The 19663-nt window shown below is 67.0% G+C and carries 18 protein-coding genes; 9 read left to right on the top strand and 9 right to left on the bottom strand.

Annotation, left to right across the window (positions count from 1 at the left end; translation table 11 throughout):
• Positions 1 to 16: 16 nt before the first annotated feature.
• The gene (gene sucD, locus VN856_RS25880) at positions 17 to 919 is read left to right on the top strand and encodes a succinate--CoA ligase subunit alpha (RefSeq protein ID WP_325694642.1); all 903 of its coding nucleotides are present in this window, start codon (positions 17 to 19) and stop codon (positions 917 to 919) included.
• A gap of 82 nt (positions 920 to 1001) precedes the next feature.
• Entirely contained in the window at positions 1002 to 2537 is a 1536-nt protein-coding gene (locus VN856_RS25875) for an acetyl-CoA acetyltransferase (RefSeq protein ID WP_325694638.1), read from the top strand.
• Here the strand turns inward: VN856_RS25875 and VN856_RS25870 are convergent.
• Both VN856_RS25870 and VN856_RS25865 read right to left on the bottom strand, forming a co-directional pair.
• Positions 2534 to 2866, bottom strand: a complete 333-nt coding sequence (locus tag VN856_RS25870; RefSeq protein WP_325694640.1) for a hypothetical protein — start codon at positions 2864 to 2866, stop codon at positions 2534 to 2536. The genes VN856_RS25875 and VN856_RS25870 overlap by 4 nt on opposite strands.
• 88 nt (positions 2867 to 2954) lie before the next feature.
• Entirely contained in the window at positions 2955 to 3803 is an 849-nt protein-coding gene (locus VN856_RS25865; protein WP_325694636.1) for an LLM class F420-dependent oxidoreductase, read from the bottom strand.
• 261 nt (positions 3804 to 4064) lie between these two features.
• Between VN856_RS25865 and VN856_RS25860 the strand changes: the two genes are divergently transcribed.
• The 4 genes from VN856_RS25860 (at position 4065) to purH (ending at position 8437) form a co-directional block, all read left to right on the top strand.
• Positions 4065 to 4901 carry a DUF5336 domain-containing protein gene (locus tag VN856_RS25860; RefSeq protein WP_325694634.1) on the top strand — a complete coding sequence of 279 codons (837 nt, stop codon included), beginning with the start codon at positions 4065 to 4067 and terminating at the stop codon, positions 4899 to 4901.
• Between the two features lie 63 nt (positions 4902 to 4964).
• Complete coding sequence (locus tag VN856_RS25855) at positions 4965 to 6230, top strand: DUF6350 family protein (RefSeq protein WP_325694633.1); 1266 nt, start codon at positions 4965 to 4967, stop codon at positions 6228 to 6230.
• A gap of 9 nt (positions 6231 to 6239) precedes the next feature.
• The gene (gene purN / locus VN856_RS25850; protein ID WP_325694631.1) at positions 6240 to 6869 is read left to right on the top strand and encodes a phosphoribosylglycinamide formyltransferase; all 630 of its coding nucleotides are present in this window, start codon (positions 6240 to 6242) and stop codon (positions 6867 to 6869) included.
• A complete protein-coding gene (purH, locus tag VN856_RS25845; RefSeq protein ID WP_325694629.1) occupies positions 6866 to 8437 on the top strand; it encodes a bifunctional phosphoribosylaminoimidazolecarboxamide formyltransferase/IMP cyclohydrolase in 1572 nt (523 codons plus the stop codon). Before purN ends, purH begins: the two co-directional genes overlap by 4 nt.
• A 14-nt stretch (positions 8438 to 8451) precedes the next feature.
• Here purH and VN856_RS25840 read toward each other — a convergent pair whose 3' ends face one another.
• Both VN856_RS25840 and VN856_RS25835 read right to left on the bottom strand, forming a co-directional pair.
• Positions 8452 to 9462 carry an alpha/beta hydrolase gene (locus tag VN856_RS25840; RefSeq protein WP_325694627.1) on the bottom strand — a complete coding sequence of 337 codons (1011 nt, stop codon included), beginning with the start codon at positions 9460 to 9462 and terminating at the stop codon, positions 8452 to 8454.
• Positions 9463 to 9785: 323 nt separating this feature from the next.
• The gene (locus VN856_RS25835) at positions 9786 to 9923 is read right to left on the bottom strand and encodes a hypothetical protein (protein WP_325694625.1); all 138 of its coding nucleotides are present in this window, start codon (positions 9921 to 9923) and stop codon (positions 9786 to 9788) included.
• Between the two features lie 10 nt (positions 9924 to 9933).
• Between VN856_RS25835 and VN856_RS25830 the strand changes: the two genes are divergently transcribed.
• The 3 genes from VN856_RS25830 to VN856_RS25820 all read left to right on the top strand — a co-directional run bounded on the left by VN856_RS25830 (position 9934) and on the right by VN856_RS25820 (position 13752).
• Positions 9934 to 10272, top strand: a complete 339-nt coding sequence (locus VN856_RS25830) for a hypothetical protein (protein ID WP_325694623.1) — start codon at positions 9934 to 9936, stop codon at positions 10270 to 10272.
• A 110-nt stretch (positions 10273 to 10382) separates the two neighbouring features.
• On the top strand, positions 10383 to 11768 hold the full coding sequence (locus VN856_RS25825; RefSeq protein ID WP_325694622.1) for an ATP-binding protein: 1386 nt from the start codon (positions 10383 to 10385) through the stop codon (positions 11766 to 11768).
• Complete coding sequence (locus tag VN856_RS25820) at positions 11761 to 13752, top strand: VWA domain-containing protein (RefSeq protein WP_325694620.1); 1992 nt, start codon at positions 11761 to 11763, stop codon at positions 13750 to 13752. Before VN856_RS25825 ends, VN856_RS25820 begins: the two co-directional genes overlap by 8 nt.
• Positions 13753 to 13761: 9 nt before the next feature.
• Here VN856_RS25820 and VN856_RS25815 read toward each other — a convergent pair whose 3' ends face one another.
• From VN856_RS25815 to VN856_RS25795, 5 genes are all read right to left on the bottom strand, one after another.
• Positions 13762 to 14364 carry a DUF1707 domain-containing protein gene (locus tag VN856_RS25815; protein ID WP_325694618.1) on the bottom strand — a complete coding sequence of 201 codons (603 nt, stop codon included), beginning with the start codon at positions 14362 to 14364 and terminating at the stop codon, positions 13762 to 13764.
• 65 nt (positions 14365 to 14429) lie between these two features.
• Positions 14430 to 15809 (bottom strand): ClC family H(+)/Cl(-) exchange transporter, encoded by a 1380-nt coding sequence (locus tag VN856_RS25810; protein ID WP_325694616.1) that lies wholly within the window; start codon positions 15807 to 15809, stop codon positions 14430 to 14432.
• A gap of 46 nt (positions 15810 to 15855) precedes the next feature.
• Positions 15856 to 16632: an enoyl-CoA hydratase family protein gene (locus VN856_RS25805; RefSeq protein ID WP_325694615.1), complete on the bottom strand. Its 777-nt coding sequence runs from the start codon at positions 16630 to 16632 to the stop codon at positions 15856 to 15858.
• The gene (locus VN856_RS25800) at positions 16632 to 17798 is read right to left on the bottom strand and encodes an acyl-CoA dehydrogenase family protein (RefSeq protein ID WP_325694614.1); all 1167 of its coding nucleotides are present in this window, start codon (positions 17796 to 17798) and stop codon (positions 16632 to 16634) included. Before VN856_RS25800 ends, VN856_RS25805 begins: the two co-directional genes overlap by 1 nt.
• Positions 17795 to 19663 (bottom strand): biotin carboxylase N-terminal domain-containing protein (locus VN856_RS25795; protein WP_325694612.1); only part of this gene is annotated, 1869 nt, incomplete at its 5' end. The genes VN856_RS25795 and VN856_RS25800, both read right to left, overlap by 4 nt.

The raw sequence follows: 19663 nt of genomic DNA, 5'->3' as shown, positions 1-19663 counted from the left end.
AAAGGGACTTGGGAACATGTCGATCTTTTTGAACAAGGACAACAAGGTCATCGTCCAGGGCATCACCGGCAGCGAGGCCACCGTGCACACCGCCCGAATGCTCAAGGCGGGCACCCAAATTGTCGGCGGCGTGAACGCCCGCAAGGCCGGCACCGAGGTCACCCACGAGGACAAGGGCGGCATGATCATCAAGCTGCCGGTGTTCGGGGGCGTCGCGGAGGCGATGGAGAAGACCGGCGCCGACGTGTCGATCATCTTCGTGCCGCCGAAGTTCGCCAAGGACGCCATCATCGAGGCGATCGACGCCAAGATCCCGCTGCTGGTGGTCATCACCGAGGGAATCCCGGTGCAGGACAGCGCATATGCCTGGGCCTACAACCTCGACAAGGGCAACAAGACCCGCATCATCGGGCCGAACTGCCCCGGCATCATCACCCCCGGACAGGCGCTGGTCGGTATCACGCCGGCGAATATCAGCGGCCCGGGACCGGTCGGCCTGGTGTCCAAGTCCGGCACGCTGACCTACCAAATGATGTTCGAACTGCGCGATTTCGGATTCTCCACGTCGATCGGCATCGGCGGTGACCCGGTGATCGGCACCACCCACATCGACGCGATCGAGGCCTTCGAGAAGGACCCCGAGACCAAGGTCATCGTGATGATCGGTGAGATCGGCGGCGACGCCGAGGAGCGGGCCGCCGACTACATCAAGGCCAACGTGTCCAAGCCGGTCGTCGGCTACGTCGCGGGATTCACTGCGCCGGAAGGCAAGACGATGGGCCACGCCGGCGCCATCGTGTCCGGCTCGTCGGGCACCGCGCAGGCCAAGAAGGAGGCTCTGGAAGCGGCCGGCGTCAAGGTCGGTAAGACCCCGTCGGAAACCGCCGCGCTTGCGCGGCAAATCCTGCAAAGCCTGTAGGAGTTCACTGCTCGGTCCAAAATTGGAACACGTTACAGGTTTCGGTTAGCCTGACGAACTAACACTTGTCAGGAGGCCTGTAATGGCGGTCGATCCGCGCACTCCCGTCGTCGTCGGGGTGGGCCAGTTCACCGAGCGCATCGACGATGCCGGTTATCGGGGCATGTCCTCAGTCGACCTGGCGACCGAGGCGGTGCGGGCGGCGCTCGCTGATACCGGCGCAGACGTGGGCGCGGTGGCACAGGCCATCGAGGTGTTCGCCGGCCTGCGTCAATTCGAGATCTGCACTCCGTTCACGAAGCCGCCGCTCGGTTGCTCCGACAACTACGTGCGATCGGTGGCCAACCGGGTCGGTGCCGATCCGCCGCGTGCGGTGCTCGAGCCCATCGGCGGCAACGGTCCGCAGAAGTTGATGACGGAGTTCGCCGGGACGATCGCCGCCGGTGACATCGAAGTCGCATTGATCCTCGGCTCCGAACCGGGATCCACGGCAAAGTACTTCGCCGGACGGGACGACAAGCCGGACTTCACCGAGGACATCGGTGGCCAGCTCGAGGACCGTGGTTACGGTTTCGAGCAGTACATGAGCGAGTACACCGCCAAGCACGGGCTGACCGGAGCGCCCGTGCAGTACGGGCTGCTCGACAACGCGCGCAGAGCACGGCTCGGGCTCACCGTCGCCGACTACCGGCACGCGATGGCTGAGCTCTTTGCTCCGTTCTCCAAAGTCGCTGCAAAGAACCCGTTCTCGTCCTCGCCGGTGGAACGGTCGGTGGCGGAGATCGAAACCGTCACCGACGAGAACCGGATGATCTGTCACCCGTACCCGCGACTGCTGGTGGCGCGCGACACCGTCAATCAAGGCGCCGCGGCGCTGGTGATGTCCGTTTCGGCGGCCCGCCGACTCGGGGTGCCCGAGGGCAAGTGGGTCTATTTGCGGGGGCACGCGGATCAGACCGAGCAGGATTTGCTGGACCGCGTTGACGTCAGTATCAGCTACAGCGCCAAACAGGCTGTGGCAGAGGCGCTCCGGGTCGCGAACATCGGCATCGACGACGTGACGACGTTCGACCTCTACAGCTGCTTCCCGTTCCCGGTCTTCGCGGTGTGCGATGACTTCGGGCTCAGCGCCGACGATCCACGCGGTTTGACGCTCACCGGAGGTCTGCCGTATTTCGGCGGACCCGGCAACAGCTATTCGCTGCACGGTATCGCGGAGACCGTGGCCGCCGCGCGCGACAAGCCAGGCTCGTTCGGACTGGTCGGCGCCAACGGCGGTGTGATGAGCAAGTATTCGGTCGGCGTCTACTCCACCGATCCCGGCGAGTGGGCGGCCGACCGTAGCAAGGAATTGCAACAGGACATCGCTGCACTGCCGAAGGTGCCGGTCACTCGAAACGCCAACGGCGCGGGCACCATTGAGACGTACTCCGTGCGGTACGACTGGCCGACGACGACCGGTGTCATCATCGGTCGGCTCGAGGCCGACGGTTCGCGGTTCATGGCGCTCACCGAGGACGAGGACTTGGTGGCGTTGATGACCGACGGTGATCCGTTGGGTGCCGCGATCACGGTGAAGTCGACCGACGAGCACATCAACCAGGCATCGCCCGGCTAGTCGGTCAGTGCGGCGACCAAGCCTTCGCAATCCTCGACTGTCACATTGAGCGCGGAGTGGTCACGCAGCCCGATCACGCGGCGAATGCGCGGCTCGAAGTGGATGCACACGCCTTGAGTTGCATTGGTGCCGAACGTGAGTCCGTCGTCCGCCAACGACAGCCGCGCTCCGACGGCGGTCCACCAACGGTAGGGCCCGGTGACATGAGCACCCTGAACCTGAGACAGCGGCGCGTCGATACGAAACGGTCCGTAGCGGGCGATCAGCCGGCCGTCGTCGGTGACGGTGACGCCCTGCGTGCTGGGCCACAGTCGATACGCCAGCCACATCGGGGCAAGGCGGGTTTCGTAGCGAAACGGGAAGTGCCGGCCCGGCTCCTCGTCGGCTGTCACGATGCCCTCCGATCAGATTCAGCGGCTAGACCGCCGCGGCCAGCTTGCCGGCCAGTCGCTCGACGTACGCGGCGACCTCATCTTCGGACTTGTCGGGCAATCCGAACAACACCTCGGTGACTCCGAGTTCGGCCCAGTGCGCTAACTTCTCGGGCACCGGCTTGAAGTCCAGCGCCACGATCTGCGGCGCGCCGTCGCGGCCGGCTGCCGCCCAGGTGTCCTGCAGCAGCTTCACCGGTTCGTCGATGTCGAAGTCGCGCGGCGTGGTGATCCAGCCGTCGGCGCTGCGCGCGATCCACTTGAAATTCTTCTCGTTGCCGGCCGCCCCGACCAGCACCGGGATGTGCGACTGTACCGGCTTGGGCCACGCCCAGCTGGGCCCGAAGTTGACGAACTCGCCCTCGTAGGAGGCTTCCTCTTCGGTCCACAGTGCCCGCATCGCCTCGATGTATTCGCGCAGCATTGTGCGGCGCCGCCCGGGCGGCACGTTGTGGTCGGCGAGTTCGTCGGTGTTCCAGCCGAACCCGACGCCCAGGCTGACTCGCCCGCCGGAGAGGTGATCCAGTGTTGCGATGGATTTGGCCAGAGTGATCGGATCGTGTTCGACCGGCAGTGCCACTGCGGTGGACAGCCGCACCCGCGAGGTGACGGCGCAGGCCGCCCCCAGGCTTACCCACGGATCCAAGGTGCGCATGTAGCGGTCGTCGGGCAGCGTTTCGTCACCGGTGGTCGGATGGGCCGCTTCGCGCTTGATCGGGATATGGGTGTGCTCGGGCACGTAGAACGTCTGAAACCCGTGATTATCGGCGAGCGTGGCCGCCGCAGCCGGGGTGATTCCGCGATCGCTGGTGAACAGCACAAGCCCGTAGTCCATGGATGAATTAGAACGTGTTCCAATCTTGCGGGCAACCACCGGGGGTGGGTATTCGGACGCGGTACCGCCCGGAGGTCCGCGCCGACGTACCGCCGCAGGTGCGCTAGCGTGGATGGTCGGCTCGCGTCGCAATGCCCGCGCCAGCTTCTGCCCCGGCATTCGTTGAGAGTTACCAGGTAGCCTCGCGAGGAGCGGCGCGCGGGAACACCAGCGCCGCATCACAGTGGCGCTGCAACCGCATCGGAAGGCACAGGAGAAGTCATGACCTACCCGCCCGGCAGTCCCGGATATCCACCCGCGCAGTCGCCCGGCTCGTACGCGGCTCCCGCCGCGCCGTCGGCCAACAAGGGCGACGAGGGTCAAAGCAACCTGAAGCAATATCTGACCATCGGGGTGCTGGTGCTGGGGCTGGCGATCTACCTGGTGAGCTACGGCCCGATGATCACCCGCGTCCTCCCCAACGGCGATGAGCTTGTCGAAAGCGGCAGCACCTTGCCGGTCGACTTGGCGCTGCTCGCGGGCCTGCTGGCCGGCGTCAGCCTGCTGCCGAGGGCCAAGAATTTCGCTGCGGTGGTCGCCGCGGTCGCGACTCTGGGCGGCTTGCTGCTGATCGAGGACACCATCGGAGCATCGGGCCGCGGCTGGGCGCTGTGGATCGCAGTGGGCGCGGGCGTGCTTCAGGCCGTGCTCGCGATCGCCGCGCTCTTGCTGGATGCCGGCGTGATCACCCCACCGGCCCCGCGGCCCAAGTACGACCAGTACTACGGGCAGTACGGCGGCTACTACGGTCAGCAGCAGCCTCCTTATGGCCAGTCCGGCTACGGCAGCCAGTACGGCGGCTACCCCTCCGGGCCGACAACCGGCGGTTTCCCCGCGCAACCCGGACCGCAGCAGAGCTCGGCAGGGTCGCAGCACGGATCGCCCACCCCGCCAACGGGTTTCCCGAGCTTCAGCCCGCCGCCGTCGTCGTCCGGCTCCGGCACTTCGGGGCAGGGCAACTCCTCGGATCAGGGCGGTTCGTCCCACGGCCAGCACTCGTTTGGCTCGGGTCAGCAGCCGCAGGCGCCGTCCTCGCCGTCGGGCCCGTCACAGTCTTAACCGTGCACTGTCGGGCGCGGCGGGTCGCCGACCAGGGGACCTGGTAGGTAACGTCCACAAACCGTGACGCCGGACAGTCGAACCCCTGGCGCCAACCAGGCCCGTGACCTTCTGCGGGTCGCGTTCGGCCCGGCCGTAGTGGCGTTGGTGATCATCGCCGCGGTGACGTTGCTGCAACTGGTGATTGCCAACAGCGACATGACCGGTGCGCTCGGCGCGATCGCCAGCATGTGGCTCGGTGTGCATCAGGTGCCGATCTCGATCGGTGGCCGCGAGCTGGGTGTGATGCCGCTGCTTCCGGTGCTGCTGATGGTGTGGGGTACCGCGCGCGCTACCGCGCTGGCCACCACCACGACCGCCTCGTGGTTCGCTATCCGGTGGATCTTTGCGTCGGCGCTGGGTGGACCGCTGCTGATCGCCGCGATCGCGCTCGCCGTCATCCACGATGCGGGATCGGTCATCACCGAGTTGCAGACGCCGAGCGCGTTGCGCGCTTTCCTGAGTGTGCTGATCGTGCACGCCATCGGCGCGTTCATCGGGGTGGGTTCGCGCATTGGCCGCCGGGCTCTGGTGGCGTCGCCACTGCCGGATTGGCTTGGCGATGCACTACGCGCGGCGATGGCCGGCGTGCTGGCGCTGCTCGGGCTGTCGGGAATGGTGGCGGCCGCCTCGCTGGTCGTGCACTGGTCGACGATGCAGGACCTGTACGCGATCACCAACTCGATATTCGGCCAGTTCAGCCTGACCCTGCTCTCGATCCTGTACGTGCCGAACGTGATCGTCGCGACAGCCGCGATGGCCGTGGGATCCAGCGCCCACTTGGGTTTTGCGACGTTCAGCTCGTTCACCGTCTTCGGTGGGGACATGCCGGCCCTGCCGGTGCTGGCCGCGGCGCCGCACCCGCCGCTGGGTCCGGCCTGGGTTGCGCTGCTGATCGTCGGTGCATCATCGGGTGTGGCGCTGGGACAGCAGTGTGCGCGCCGGCCGTTACCGCTGTCCGACGCGATGGCCAAGTTGGGGACCGCGTCACTGGTGGCGGCGCTGACCTTGGCATTGCTCGGCTATGCCGGCAGCGGCCAGCTGGGCAACTTCGGCGGCGTCGGAATCGACCAGAGCACGTTCGGGTTCGCGGTCTTCCTATGGTTCACCGCCGTGGGTTGGCTCACCGTCGCGATGGCCGGCGGCATCAGATACCGGCCGCGAAAGCCCAAGCGCGCGACGCCGCCGCCGCCCGAACCGGACGTCGAGCCATCGCTGGAATCCGAGGCCGGGCCTGGCATCGATCACCCGTCGGACCAGCCCGCATCCTCACCGGACGACGACAGCTAGGCTCGGCCTGTGCAGCAACCGTTCCGCGTGCCTCCCAGTGCACCGGCACGATTGGTGGTGTTGGCATCAGGTACCGGTTCGCTGCTGGCCTCCCTGCTGGACTCTGCCGTCGATGACTATCCGGCGCGGGTCGTCGCGGTCGGCCTTGATCGCGACTGTCCGGCGGCCGACATCGCAGCTGACGCGTCGCTGCCGACGTTCCGGGTGCGGCTCGCGGACTATCCCAATCGCGAAGCATGGGACGCCGCACTCACCGAGGCTACGGCCGCACATTCGCCGGACCTCGTCGTCTCCGCGGGGTTCATGAAAATCCTTGGCCCAGAATTTCTTTCGAAGTTCGAAGGCCGCACCCTCAACACGCATCCGGCTCTGCTGCCGGCATTTCCCGGCGCACACGGAGTGGCCGACGCGCTGGCCCACGGCGTGAAGGTCACCGGCTGCACGGTGCACCTGGTGGACGCCGGCACCGACACCGGCCCGATACTTGCCCAGCAGGCCGTCTCGGTGCTCGACGATGACAACGAACAGACCCTGCATGAGCGCATCAAGGTCGTTGAACGACGGCTCTTGGTGGATGTGATAGCCGCGGTGGCGACCGGCGGTGTGACCTGGATCGGACGAAAGGCGACTATCGGATGAGCACCCATGACGCGAAGCGGCCGATTCGCCGCGCGTTGATCAGCGTCTACGACAAGACCGGTCTGGTCGACCTGGCCCGCGGCCTTGCCGAGGCGGGCGTGGAGATCGTCTCCACTGGGTCGACCGCGAAAACCATTGCTGACAACGGCATTCCGGTGACACCGGTGGAGGAGCTGACCGGCTTCCCTGAGGTGCTCGACGGCCGGGTCAAAACCCTGCATCCGCGGGTGCACGCCGGGCTGCTGGCCGATCTTCGCAAGCCCGAGCACGCGGCGGCGCTCGAGCAACTCGGCATCGCGGCGTTCGAGTTGGTGGTGGTCAACCTGTATCCGTTCAGCGAGACCGTTGAGTCCGGCGCGGGTGTGGACGAGTGCGTCGAGCAGATCGACATCGGCGGACCGTCGATGGTCCGCGCGTCGGCCAAGAACCACCCGAGCGTGGCGGTAGTCACCGATCCGCTTGGCTACGACGGAGTGCTGGCCGCGGTGCGCGGTGGCGGCTTCACCTTGGCCGAGCGAAAGAAGCTGGCTTCACTGGCATTTCGGCATACCGCCGAGTACGACGTCGCGGTGGCCGGCTGGATGGAGTCGACGCTGGCGCCCGAGGAGCCGGCCACGGCGTTCCCCGAGTGGGTTGCCGGGACGTGGCGACGCTCGACCCAGTTGCGCTACGGCGAGAACCCGCATCAGCAGGCCGCGCTCTACGTCGACGACGCCGGGTGGCCCGGTCTGGCGCAGGCCGAGCAGCTGCACGGAAAAGAGATGTCCTACAACAACTTCACCGACGCCGACGCGGCGTGGCGGGCCGCCTTCGACCACGAGCAGATCTGCGTGGCGATCATCAAGCACGCCAACCCGTGCGGGATAGCGGTCTCGTCGGACTCGGTCGCCGACGCACATCGCAAAGCCCACGAATGCGACCCGCTCAGCGCATTCGGTGGAGTGATCGCGGCAAACACCGAAGTCACCGTCGAGATGGCCGAGTACGTGAGCACGATTTTCACCGAGGTGATCGTGGCACCCGCCTACGCACCAGGCGCCGTTGACGTGTTGGCGCGCAAGAAGAACGTCCGGGTCCTGGTGGCGGCCGAGCCGATGGATGACGACACCGAGCGCCGTCAGATCAGTGGCGGGATGTTGGTGCAGCAGCGGGACCGGATCGACGCGCCGGGCGACAGCCCGCTCAACTGGACATTGGCGACCGGTGCCCCGGCCGACCCGGCCACACTGTCGGATCTGGCCTTCGCCTGGCGCTCTTGCCGCGCAGTCAAATCCAACGCGATCGTCATCGCCGGCGGCGGCGCGACCATCGGCATCGGCATGGGCCAGGTGAATCGCGTCGACGCGGCACGGTTGGCGGTCGAGCGCGGCGGAGATCGGGTCCGCGGCGCCGTTGCGGCCTCAGATGCATTCTTCCCGTTCCCGGACGGTCTGGAGACGCTGACCGCCGCAGGCGTCAAGGCGATCGTGCATCCGGGTGGGTCGGTACGCGACGACGAGGTGACCGCGGCGGCCGAAAAGGCCGGCGTGACGCTCTATTTGACGGGCGCCCGGCACTTCGCGCACTAGGAGCTCACCGCGCTTCAGGCGCTTATCTCGTCCTGCACCGTGGTCGCGTAGCGGATGAATGCCGCGACCTCGTCGACCGCGCGGCGGGCGTCGGGATTGACGTCGAAGCTCAGTTGGAACATGTGCATGGCCTTGTGCCACTGCTGGACCCAGACTTCGACGTTGTGCGCCCGCAGCCGATCGGCCAGCGCGAAGGTGTCGTTGAGCAGCATCTCGTGGGTGCCCACCTGCAGCAGGAACGGGCCCAGGCCGTGCAGGTCCGCCTCCGGCGGCATCACCGGCGGCGGCCGGGTTCCGTTGACGGTGGCGAACACGTCGTAGATGAACTTCACCGTCATGAACGGGAACATCACGTCGCGGTGCTCTTTCAGGGCCCGGTATTTCAAGCTCATGTCCGATGACGTCAGCGGGGACATCAGCGCCTGACCGGCCGGCACCGGGAGGCCGGCGTCACGCGCCGCGAGTGCGACGTCGGCGGCCATCAGTCCGCCCGCCGAATCGCCGGCCAGCACGATGCGTTCGGGGGCGAAGCCCTGCGACAGCGCGTAGCGGTAACCGTCCAATCCGTCGGCGACGGCTTCTTCGATGCTGGCTTGCGGCGCAAGTCGATAGCCGACGTTCAATACTTTCGCGCCGGTAGTTGCCGACAGCCTGCTGACGAATCGGCGATGGGAGTTCAGTCCTAGCGTCACCAAAGCAGAGCCGTGAAAATAGACGATGAGTGAATTGGAATCGCGGGCTTCCCGCGCGACGACCCATTCGGCCGGGCAGTGCGGCAACGAGATCCGTGTGATATCAGTGCCGGGCAACGGCGGTATCAACCCCAGCGGGCGGTCGATCCCGTCGAGTCGAGTCCGCTGCAACGCGTCGGGGCGCAAGCGGTTGACGACGAGGCCGATTACGGTCAGGGCGCCGAGCACCGGCCGGACGAAGATCGCGGTAAGCAGGGCGAGCACGCTGGACTGCCACGATGCGGGGCCGAAGTGCTCCGTCTTGGGTCGATCAGACCAGTCGGGGGAATTCACGGCACTGAGGGTATCGGGTAGCCGCGCGCTTCCCACTGTGAGCTTCGTGTCGATGTTCGGCGATAGTTGCCTGGGCCACTCGGTGGCGCGCGCTTGAACGTCGGCCAACCGCTGTGCAAAGCATCGCTATTCGCCGATTTAGGTCACCCCGATTTTCTTCCGTACAAGATCATTTCGGCCTAGAGTCAAAATTAGGGCGCGTCTACCGGACGAGTCCTGAGCGATTCGAAAGGTATTCGAGAGGAAAACATGCGCGCGATAAGCAAAAGGACAGCGTCGTTCTCAGTCGCAATTGCAGTATTCGCTCTGATCGGTGCGGGATGTCACCAGTCGAACAACTCAAGCTCCGGGAGTTCGACGGCGTCATCCTCGGCAGCCGCGATGACGTCATCGGCCATGGCCGAGCCGTCGACGAGTGCTGCTGCACCGACCTCGACCCAGATCGCCGGGAAGAACGGCACTGAGTACACCGTGGAGGGACCGATCCTGGCCAAGTGGGAGACCCTCACCGACGAGCAAAAGAAAGATCTGGGCGCTCCCTACGACAACCAGAAGCCCACCGCAGACAACACCGGTGTCTACCAGCAGTACGACGGTGGAGTCCTGATCTACAAGAACGGCGGCCCGGTCTACTTCGTCTGGGGCAAGATCCGCGACGCGTGGAATGACGTCCAGGCTTCGCAGGGCAAGCTGGGCTACCCGACCGCTGATGAGATGAAGGAACCCGACGGCACCTACAAGTCGACGTTCGAGCACGGCACCGTCACCTGGAAAGAGGGCGACGAGAAGGCCACTGTCACCACCAGCTAGTCGCACAATTCACCTCGGCAAGGCCGGGCAATCCACGCGATTGCCCGGCCTTGTTCTTGCCAAGGTGACCTGGGGGCGTGCCGTTACCCGCTGCGTCGTCGTAGCGTGGAGTGGTGACCGCTGCGAATAACCTGCCCCGCACCGTCGGCGAACTGCGTGCCGCCGGGCACCGCGAACGGGGCGTCAAGCAAGAAATCCGGGAAAACCTGCTGACGGCTTTAGCCGAGGGCGACGAGATCTGGCCAGGCATCCTGGGGTTCGAGGACACCGTCCTACCGCAGCTGGAACGGGCGCTGATCGCCGGCCACGACGTCGTGCTGCTCGGTGAACGCGGTCAGGGCAAGACCCGCCTGCTACGCGCGCTGATCGGCCTGCTGGACGAGTGGACGCCGGTGATCGGCGGCGCCGAGCTCGGCGAGCATCCGTACAGCCCGATCACCCCGGAGTCGATCCGCAAGGCCGCCACCCTCGGCGACGATCTGCCAGTCGAGTGGCGGCACCGCAGCGAGCGCTACACCGAGAAGCTGGCCACCCCCGACACCAGCGTTGCCGACCTGGTCGGTGACATCGACCCGATCAAGGTCGCCGAAGGCCGCAGTCTGGGCGACCCCGAGACCATTGCCTACGGCCTGATTCCGCGGGCGCACCGCGGCATCGTCGCGGTCAACGAGCTGCCCGACCTGGCCGAGCGCATCCAGGTGTCGATGCTCAATGTGATGGAGGAGCGCGATATCCAGGTTCGCGGCTACACCTTGCGGCTGCCGCTGGACGTGCTCGTCGTCGCCAGCGCCAACCCCGAGGACTACACCAACCGCGGCCGCATCATCACCCCGCTCAAGGACCGGTTCGGCGCCGAGATCCGCACGCACTATCCGCTGGAGCTCGACGCGGAGGTCGGAGTGATCCGCCAGGAGGCGCACCTGAGCGCGCAGGTGCCCGACTACCTGGTTCAGGTGATCGCCCGGTTCGCCCGCTACCTGCGGGAGTCCACCTCGGTCGACCAGCGGTCGGGGGTGTCGGCTCGGTTCGCGATCGCTGCCGCCGAAACCGTTGCCGCCTCGGCGCGGCATCGCGGCGCGCTGCTCGGTGAGACGGACCCGGTGGCGCGGGTGGTGGACCTGGGCACGGTGATCGCCGTGCTCCGCGGCAAGCTGGAGTTCGAGTCCGGGGAAGAAGGACGCGAGCAGGCTGTGCTGGAACACCTGTTGCGTCGGGCCACCGCCGACACCGCGTCCCGAGCGCTCGGCGGTCTCGATGTCGGTCCGCTGGTCGCCGCGGTCGAGGGCGGCTCCGCGGTGACGACCGGTGAGCGGGTCTCGGCCAAGAACGTGCTGGCGGCACTGCCGGATCTGCCGATCATCGAGGCGATCGCCAAGCGGCTCGGCGCCGAATCCGAGGGTGAACGCGCCGCGGCGCTGGAATTGGCTTTAGAGGCACTGTATTTGGCCAAGCGCGTCGACAAGGTGTCCGGGGAAGGCGAAACCGTCTATGGCTAAAGCTCACTCGCCCGGTCATTCGGCGAAATATTCGGCCTACACCGGTGGGCCCGATCCACTGGCACCGCCGGTGGATCTGCGCGAGGCTCTCGAGCAGATCGGGCAGGACGTGATGGCGGGTACGTCGCCGCGCCGTGCGCTGTCTGAGCTGCTGCGCCGCGGCACCAAGAACATGACCGGAGCCGACCGACTAGCCGCCGAGGCCAACCGTCGGCGACGAGAATTGCTGCGCGAGAACAACTTAGATGGCACCCTGCAGGAGATCAAAAAGCTGCTCGACGATGCGGTGCTGGCTGAGCGCAAGGAACTGGCGCGCGCGTTGGATGACGACGCCCGCTTCGGCGAGCTGCAACTGGATGCGCTGTCGCCGTCGCCGGCCAAAGCCGTGCAAGAGCTTTCCGAATACGACTGGCGCAGCGACGAGGCGCGACAGAAGTACGAGCAGATCAAGGACCTGCTCGGTCGCGAGATGCTCGACCAGCGCTTCGCCGGCATGAAGGAGGCGCTGGAAGGCGCCACCGACGAAGACCGTCAGCGCGTCAACGACATGCTCAACGACCTCAACGACCTGTTGGACAAGCACGCCAAAGGGCAAGATTCCCAACAAGATTTCCAGAACTTCATGGACAAGCACGGCGAGTTCTTCCCGGAGAACCCGCAGAATGTCGAGGAGCTGCTGGACTCGCTGGCCAAGCGGGCAGCGGCCGCGCAGCGGTTCCGCAACAGCCTGAGCCCGGATCAGCGGGCCGAGTTGGATGCGTTGGCGCAGCAGGCATTCGGCTCGCCGGCGTTGATGCAGGCGCTGGATCGACTTGACTCCCATCTGCAGGCGGCCCGGCCCGGCGAGGACTGGGACGGCTCGTCGCAGTTCTCCGGCGACAACCCGCTCGGGATGGGTGAAGGCGCGCAGGCGCTGGCCGACATCGGCGAACTGGAACAACTCGCCGAGCAACTGTCGCAGGCCTATCCGGGCGCGACGATGGACGACGTCGACCTCGACGCGCTGGCCCGCCAGTTGGGCGACCAGGCCGCCATCGACGCGCGGACACTGTCCGAGCTCGAGCGTGCGCTGGTCAATCAGGGCTTCCTCGACCGCAGCTCGGATGGCCAGTGGCGGTTGTCGCCGAAGGCGATGCGGCGGCTGGGCGAGACAGCATTACGCGATGTGGCGCAGCAGCTTTCGAGCCGTCGCGGGGAACGCGAACTGCGACGGGCCGGAGCGGCCGGTGAGCTGACCGGCGCGACCCGGCCCTGGCAGTTCGGCGACACCGAGCCGTGGAACGTTACGCGGACGCTCACCAACGCCGTCCTGCGGCAGGCCGGCACCAAGGCGGACAACCGAGAGCCGGCGATTCGCGTCACCGTGGACGATGTCGAGGTGTCCGAGACCGAGACCCGCACCCAGGCCGCGGTCGCGCTGCTGGTCGACACGTCGTTCTCGATGGTGATGGAGAACCGCTGGCTGCCGATGAAACGCACGGCGCTGGCGCTCGATCATCTGGTGCGCACCCGATTCCGTTCAGATGCATTGCAGATCATCGCTTTTGGCCGTTACGCGCGAACCATGACCAGCGCGGAACTGATGGGCCTGGAAGGCGTGTACGAGCAGGGCACCAACCTGCATCACGCACTGGCTTTGGCCGGCCGGCATCTGCGCCGCCATCCCAATGCGCAGCCCGTCCTGCTGGTGGTCACCGACGGCGAGCCGACCGCACACCTCGAAGACGCCGGAGATGGGCGGGGTTCTGCGGTGTTTTTTGACTACCCGCCGCATCCGCGGACCATCGCCAACACCGTGCGCGGCTTCGACGAGATGGCCCGGTTGGGCGCGCAGGTGACGATCTTCCGGTTGGGCAGCGACCCGGGGCTGGCCCGTTTCATCGACCAGGTCGCGCGTCGTGTCGAGGGCCGCGTTGTCGATCCCGATCTCGACGGGCTGGGCGCGGCGGTGGTCGGCGACTACCTGCGCAGCCGCCGCCGATAGTTCAACGGGCTAGTGCTGGGTCTTGCGATTCTTGCGCCGGATACCGACGCCGCCCCACAACGAGAAGCCGCGGATCCGCACGGTCGGTGCGCCGGGGGTGCCTTCACCCGTGACGTTGTGGTCGAACCCACCCATCACCCCGTGGCCCTTGATCTCCACGTTGACTTCGGGCGGCAACAGGATGGTCTGCCCGCCCATGATCGACGTGGCGTGGATCTCGACGTCGGTGGAAGTGAAGTCCGCGTAGCGCAGGTCGATCACGCCGCCACCCCACAGCGCGAACGTCGTCAGCTTCTTGGGCACGTTCCAGCGGCCGCGCCGCTCGAACGCGCTCATGATGGCCAGCAGCAGCATCGACGGCGCGGGCTTGGCGGCACCGCCGCGTTGCGGACTCACCGATGACCCGATCAGGTCGGACCGCAGGCGATCGAGTTCCTCGTAGGTCTGCGCCGCGTAGGCCTTGGTGAGGCGGTCTTCGTAGTCGCTCATCTGCAGTTGGCCCTGAGCGGCGGCGTCGGTGAGCAGCTGGGCGACCTGAATGCGATCGGTCTCGCCGGCACGCGTGGTCGCGTTCCGTGGATCCTGCGCGCCTCGCTGCGCTGACTTCCTCATCAGTGACGAGCCTACGGCCAAGAAATTTTGCTGCAAGGCGTCTTCGCCAAACTGTTGCGTCACCCTCAGATTTCACTCAGGTGTGGTGGCGCGTTGTCCGCGGCGCGATCGGCGAGCTGGTCGTAGATGGATCGAGATCGTAGTGCGATGGCGACCAGCATCGCGATGGCACATGCGCCGAGCATGGGTGGCAACTCATTGGTGTTGCCCGTCATTTCGGTCGCCAGGATCAGGCCGGTGACCGGGGCGTGCACGGACGCCGCGAAAAAGGCGGCCATACCGATCAGTGCACACGCGGCCAGGTTGGGTGCGGCATGCGGTGTCAGGTGCGTGGCGATCAGCCCGACGATCAGCCCGGCCTGCGATCCGAGCACGAGCATCGGCGCGAACAACCCGCCGGGCGTGGCCGCGGCGTAGGAGACGATACCGAGCGCGAAACGCAGAACGAGCACGCCGGCGGTCGCCAGGAGAGCGCCGTGACCCAGTAATGCGTTCTGGGTGAGGTTGTCACCGCCGCCGACCAGATCCGGTGCCAACCACACAAGTAGCCCGACCGCCGCGCCGGTGAGCGCAGCGCGAACTTCCTTCGGCCAGGCGCTGGCGTCGGCTCGGCGCAGGGCGAACATCACCGCATGGTTGTAGAGCACACCGAACAGGCCGGCGACGACTCCGATGACCAACACCCAGCCGTACTGCACCATTCGCGGGTCGGGCAGCGTGGTCATCTTGAATTCGTATTGCGATTGCACCAGCAGGTGGGCAGCGATAAACCCGGACGCGGACGCCACCAGGGTGGCGACTGTGGTGCGCGGATCAAACCGCTTGACCAGCTCTTCGAGCACGAACACGCCGCCGGCGATCGGCGCGTTGAATGCGGTCGCCAGTCCCGCCGCGGCACCGCCGGCGACCAGAACGCGCAAGTCGGCGAGATTGCGCCGGGTCAGGGTGGCGACGATCACGGCTGCCGAGCCGCCCATTTGGACCGACGGTCCCTCGCGACCAAGCGCCATGCCGCTGCCAATGGCCAGCAGCCCGCCGATGTATTTGACCGGCAGGATCCGAAACCGGTCGGGTCGGACGCGGCCATCTGCAACTGCTTCGACCCGCGGGATGCCGCTGCCCTCGGCGTGCGGTTCGACCCGGTGCACCAGGGCGGCGGCGATCGCGGCGGCGGCGGTACATGCGAGCACCACGACGAGCAACCCCCACCAGCTGCCGTGCGCCCAGGCGGCGAGCCCGTCACGCAGTCGGGTGGCCTGCGTGAGCAGGAGCCGGAAGCTCGCCGCGCTGAGGCCGGTGAGCACGCCCACCAATGCGGCGGCCACCACGAACCCGATCAGGCTCTCGGCGCCTTCGCCGCTGGTGTCTACCGGATGGGTGGTCGGACGCTGCCATCCGGTGAACAGGCTGCGCAACACATTTCGCCAGCGGTTGTCGTCCTCCACACGTCTTGCTTAGCGGAGAAACCTGGGCGGGCTGGCGGCGGGGCCTCTATCCGGACACCCAACTGGGCGGCCGCTTCTGCAGGAACGCCAGCATGCCCTCGCGGGCTTCGTCGGAGACGAACAGCCGTGCCGACTCCTCGCCCAGCCGCTCGGCGTCGCGGTCGAACCCGTCCAGCACCGCGGCGGTGGTCAGCGCCTTCGACGCTGCCAGGCCCTGCGGTGAGCCGCGCCCGATGTCGGCGACCAGCGAAGCCACCGCTGCGTCGACGTCGTCGGCGGCCATCGTGATCAGCCCGATCGAGGCGGCGGTGGCGGCGTCGAACGTCTCGCCGGTCAGGTAGTAGCGGGCGGCCGCGCGGGCGGACAATTTCGGCAGCAGCGTCAGCGAGATGATCGCCGGCGCCACTCCGATCCGGGCTTCGGTCAGCGCGAAGGTGCTGCGGGGTCCCGCGACGGCGAGATCGGCGGCCGCGACCAGGCCCATGCCGCCGGCTCGAACATGTCCGTCGACGGCGACGATCACCGGTCGCGGCGACTCGACGATGGCGCGCAGCAACGTCGCCATTTCGCGGGACCGCTGGGCGGTCGCCTCGGCGGGATCCGCGTTTGCCGCCGACCCCTCGGACAGGTCGGCGCCCGCGCAGAAGGTGTTACCGGTGTGGCCGAGCACGACGACCCGCACCGCGGGATCGCCCGCCGCATCGCGCAGGCCCTGATGCAGCTGGCCGACCAACGTCGACGACAGCGCGTTGCGGTTGTGCGGCGAATCCAGTGTCAGCCGCGCTACCTGCCCGTCGACGGCGTACTCGACGAGAGTGTCCATCAGTACGACCGGGGCAGGCCGAGCGATGTCTGTGCGACGAAGTTGAGCACCATCTCGCGGCTGACCGGTGCGATGCGGCCGAGCCGGGCCGAGGCCAGCATGGCGGCGACGCCATACTCCTTGGTCAACCCGTTGCCGCCGAGCGACTGGACGGCCTGGTCGACCGAGCGTGTAGCAGCCTCGGCCGCAGCGTATTTCGCCATGTTGGCGGCCGTCGCGGCACCACCGTCGTCGCCGTTGTCGTAGAGCGTGGCGGCCTTCTGCATCATCAACTTGGCGAGTTCGACCTCGATGTGGCACCGCGCCAACGGATGTGACAACCCCTGGTGCGAGCCGATCGGCGTTCCCCACACCTGGCGCGTCTTGACGTAGTCGGCGGCCCGGTCCAACGCAAAACGACCCATGCCGACGCTACTGGCCGCGCCCATGATGCGCTCGGGGTTCAGGCCCGCGAAAAGCTGTGCGATCGCGGCGTCTTCGGCGCCGACGAGCGCGTCGCTGGGCAGTCGCACATCGTCGAGGAAGACCTGGAACTGCCGCTCGGGGCTGATGATCTCCATGTCGATCGGGGTGTAGGTGAATCCGGGTGAATCGGTGGGCACCACGAACAGCGCCGGTCGTAGCTTGCCGGTCTTTGCTTCCTCGGAGCGCGCCACCACCAGCACGGCCTGAGCCTGGTCGACGCCCGAGATGTAAACCTTCTGTCCCTTGAGGATCCAGTCGCCGCCGTCGCGGCGGGCCGTGGTGGTGATCTTGTGAGAGTTGGAGCCGGCGTCGGGTTCGGTGATCGCGAACGCCATCGTCAGCGAGCCGTCGGCGATACCGGGAATCCAGCGCTTCTTCTGCTCCTCGGTACCGAACTTGCTGATGATGGTTCCGTTGATGGCGGGCGACACGACCATCAGCAGTAGCGCGCTACCCGCGGCCGCCATCTCCTCCATGACCAGCGACAGCTCGTACATGCCTGCGCCGCCGCCGCCGTACTCCTCGGGGAGATTCACGCCCAGGAAACCGAGTTTGCCTGCTTCCGACCATAATTCGTCGGTGTGCTCCTGTGCACGGGCTTTCTTCAGGTAATACTCGCTGCCGTAACTGGATGCCCATTCGGACACCGCCTTGCGCAGCGACTTGCGGTCTTCGTTTTCGATGAAGCTGCTGTCGGTCATGGTGTGTCTCCTTCTGCTTCGGGATCATGGGGCAGGTCGACGCGTGCCAAGACAGCGCCGACCTCGACTTGCTGGCCGGTAGCGACGTTGAGTTCCGCGAGCACGCCGTCGGCCGGCGCGGTGATGGTGTGCTCCATCTTCATCGCCTCCAGCCAAATCAGGGGCTGGCCGGCCGTGACCGCGTCGCCGACCGCTGCGCCGAGCCGAATGACGTTGCCGGGCATGGGTGCAACCAGCGAACCCCTCTCGACGGCCGATCCCGGCTCGGGGAAGCGGGGCAGCGCCACCAGGTGTACCGGCCCGTGCGCCGAGTCGATGTAGACGTCCTGGTCATGGCGCGCCACTGCGAAGCTACGTGCCACCCCGTGGTCGTCGGCCAACACGACGTCGTGCGCCGTCACGGAGACCAGCTGTATCGACTCGTCGGCGGGCAGCCGCAATCCGGTTCGGGTGAAACGGTATTCGATGCGATGCTGCACGCCGTTGTCGTCGGCATAGGTCTTGACCTGGTAGCCCGACGCCAGGTTGCGCCACCCGCTGGGGACCGAGCCCAGCACGGTGGCCGTCGCCCGGTTTCCGGCCGCGTCGGCCAGCGCCGCGGCGATCGCTGACAACCGGACGACGGCGTCGTCCACCAGCGGGGCGGATAGCTTCGCCAGGTCGTGCGTGTCGAAGAACGCGGTGTCGGTGGCGCCGTCCAGGAACGCTTGATGCCGCAGCACGTTGACCAGCAGATCGCGGTTGGTGCGCAAGCCGTGCAGCTGGGCTCGCGCCAGCGCGTCGGCGAGCACCAGCGCCGCATGGTGGCGCGTCGGAGCGTAGGAGATCACCTTGGCCAGCATCGGGTCGTAGTGGATGGAAACCACCGAGCCGTCGACGATTCCGGAGTCGAGCCTGATGCCGGTCCGCGCCCCGAGTGTGCTGAACTCGGTGCGTGCCGCTGGCACATCGATGCGTTGCACCTGGCCGGCCTGCGGCTGCCAGTCCCGCGCCGGATCCTCGGCGTAGAGCCTGGCTTCGATGGAATATCCATGCGCGGCAGGCGGTTCAGCGTCCAATCGGCCGCCGTCGGCGACGGCGATCTGCAGCTCGACCAGGTCGAGTCCGGTGGTCTCCTCGGTGACCGGGTGTTCGACCTGCAGCCGGGTGTTCATCTCCAGGAAGTAGAACTCGCCGTCGTCGTCGGCAAGGAATTCCACCGTCCCCGCGCCGGTGTAGCCGATCGCGCCGGCCGCCAGCCGGGCGGCTTCGAACAGCCTGGCTCGCATGCCCGGTGTGCGTTCCACCAACGGTGACGGGGCTTCCTCGATGATCTTCTGATGGCGGCGCTGGATCGAGCACTCCCGCTCGCCGACAGCCCACACCGTGCCGTGCGAGTCGGCCATCACCTGGACCTCGACGTGGTGGCCAGTTGGCAGGTAGCGCTCGCAGAACACGGTCGGGTCGCCGAACGCGGACTGGGCCTCGCGCTGAGCGGCGGCCACTTCGCTTGGCAGGGCGTCTAATTGGTCGACCACCCGCATTCCGCGGCCGCCGCCGCCAGAGGACGCCTTCACCAGCACCGGCAACTGGTCGGCGGTGACGGTGTCCGGGTCGAGTTCCTCGAGCACGGGAACCCCGGCGGCGGCCATCATTTTCTTGGACTCGATCTTCGAGCCCATCGCGCGCACCGCGTCTACCGGCGGGCCGATCCAGGTCAGACCCGCGGTTTGCACCGCGGCGGCGAACTCGGCGTTCTCCGAGAGGAATCCGTAGCCGGGGTGCACCGCGTCGGCGCCGGCCGCGCGGGCCGCGGCGATGATGGCGTCGGCGTTGAGGTAGTCGTTGGTCTTGGGCAGCCGGACCCGGGCATCGGCCTCGGCGAC

The sequence above is a fragment of the Mycobacterium sp. genome (assembly GCF_035603715.1).
GTDB lineage: Bacteria > Actinomycetota > Actinomycetes > Mycobacteriales > Mycobacteriaceae > Mycobacterium.
The sequence above is the reverse complement of the archived record's forward strand: the minus strand, read 5'-3'. Positions and strand labels throughout refer to the sequence as shown.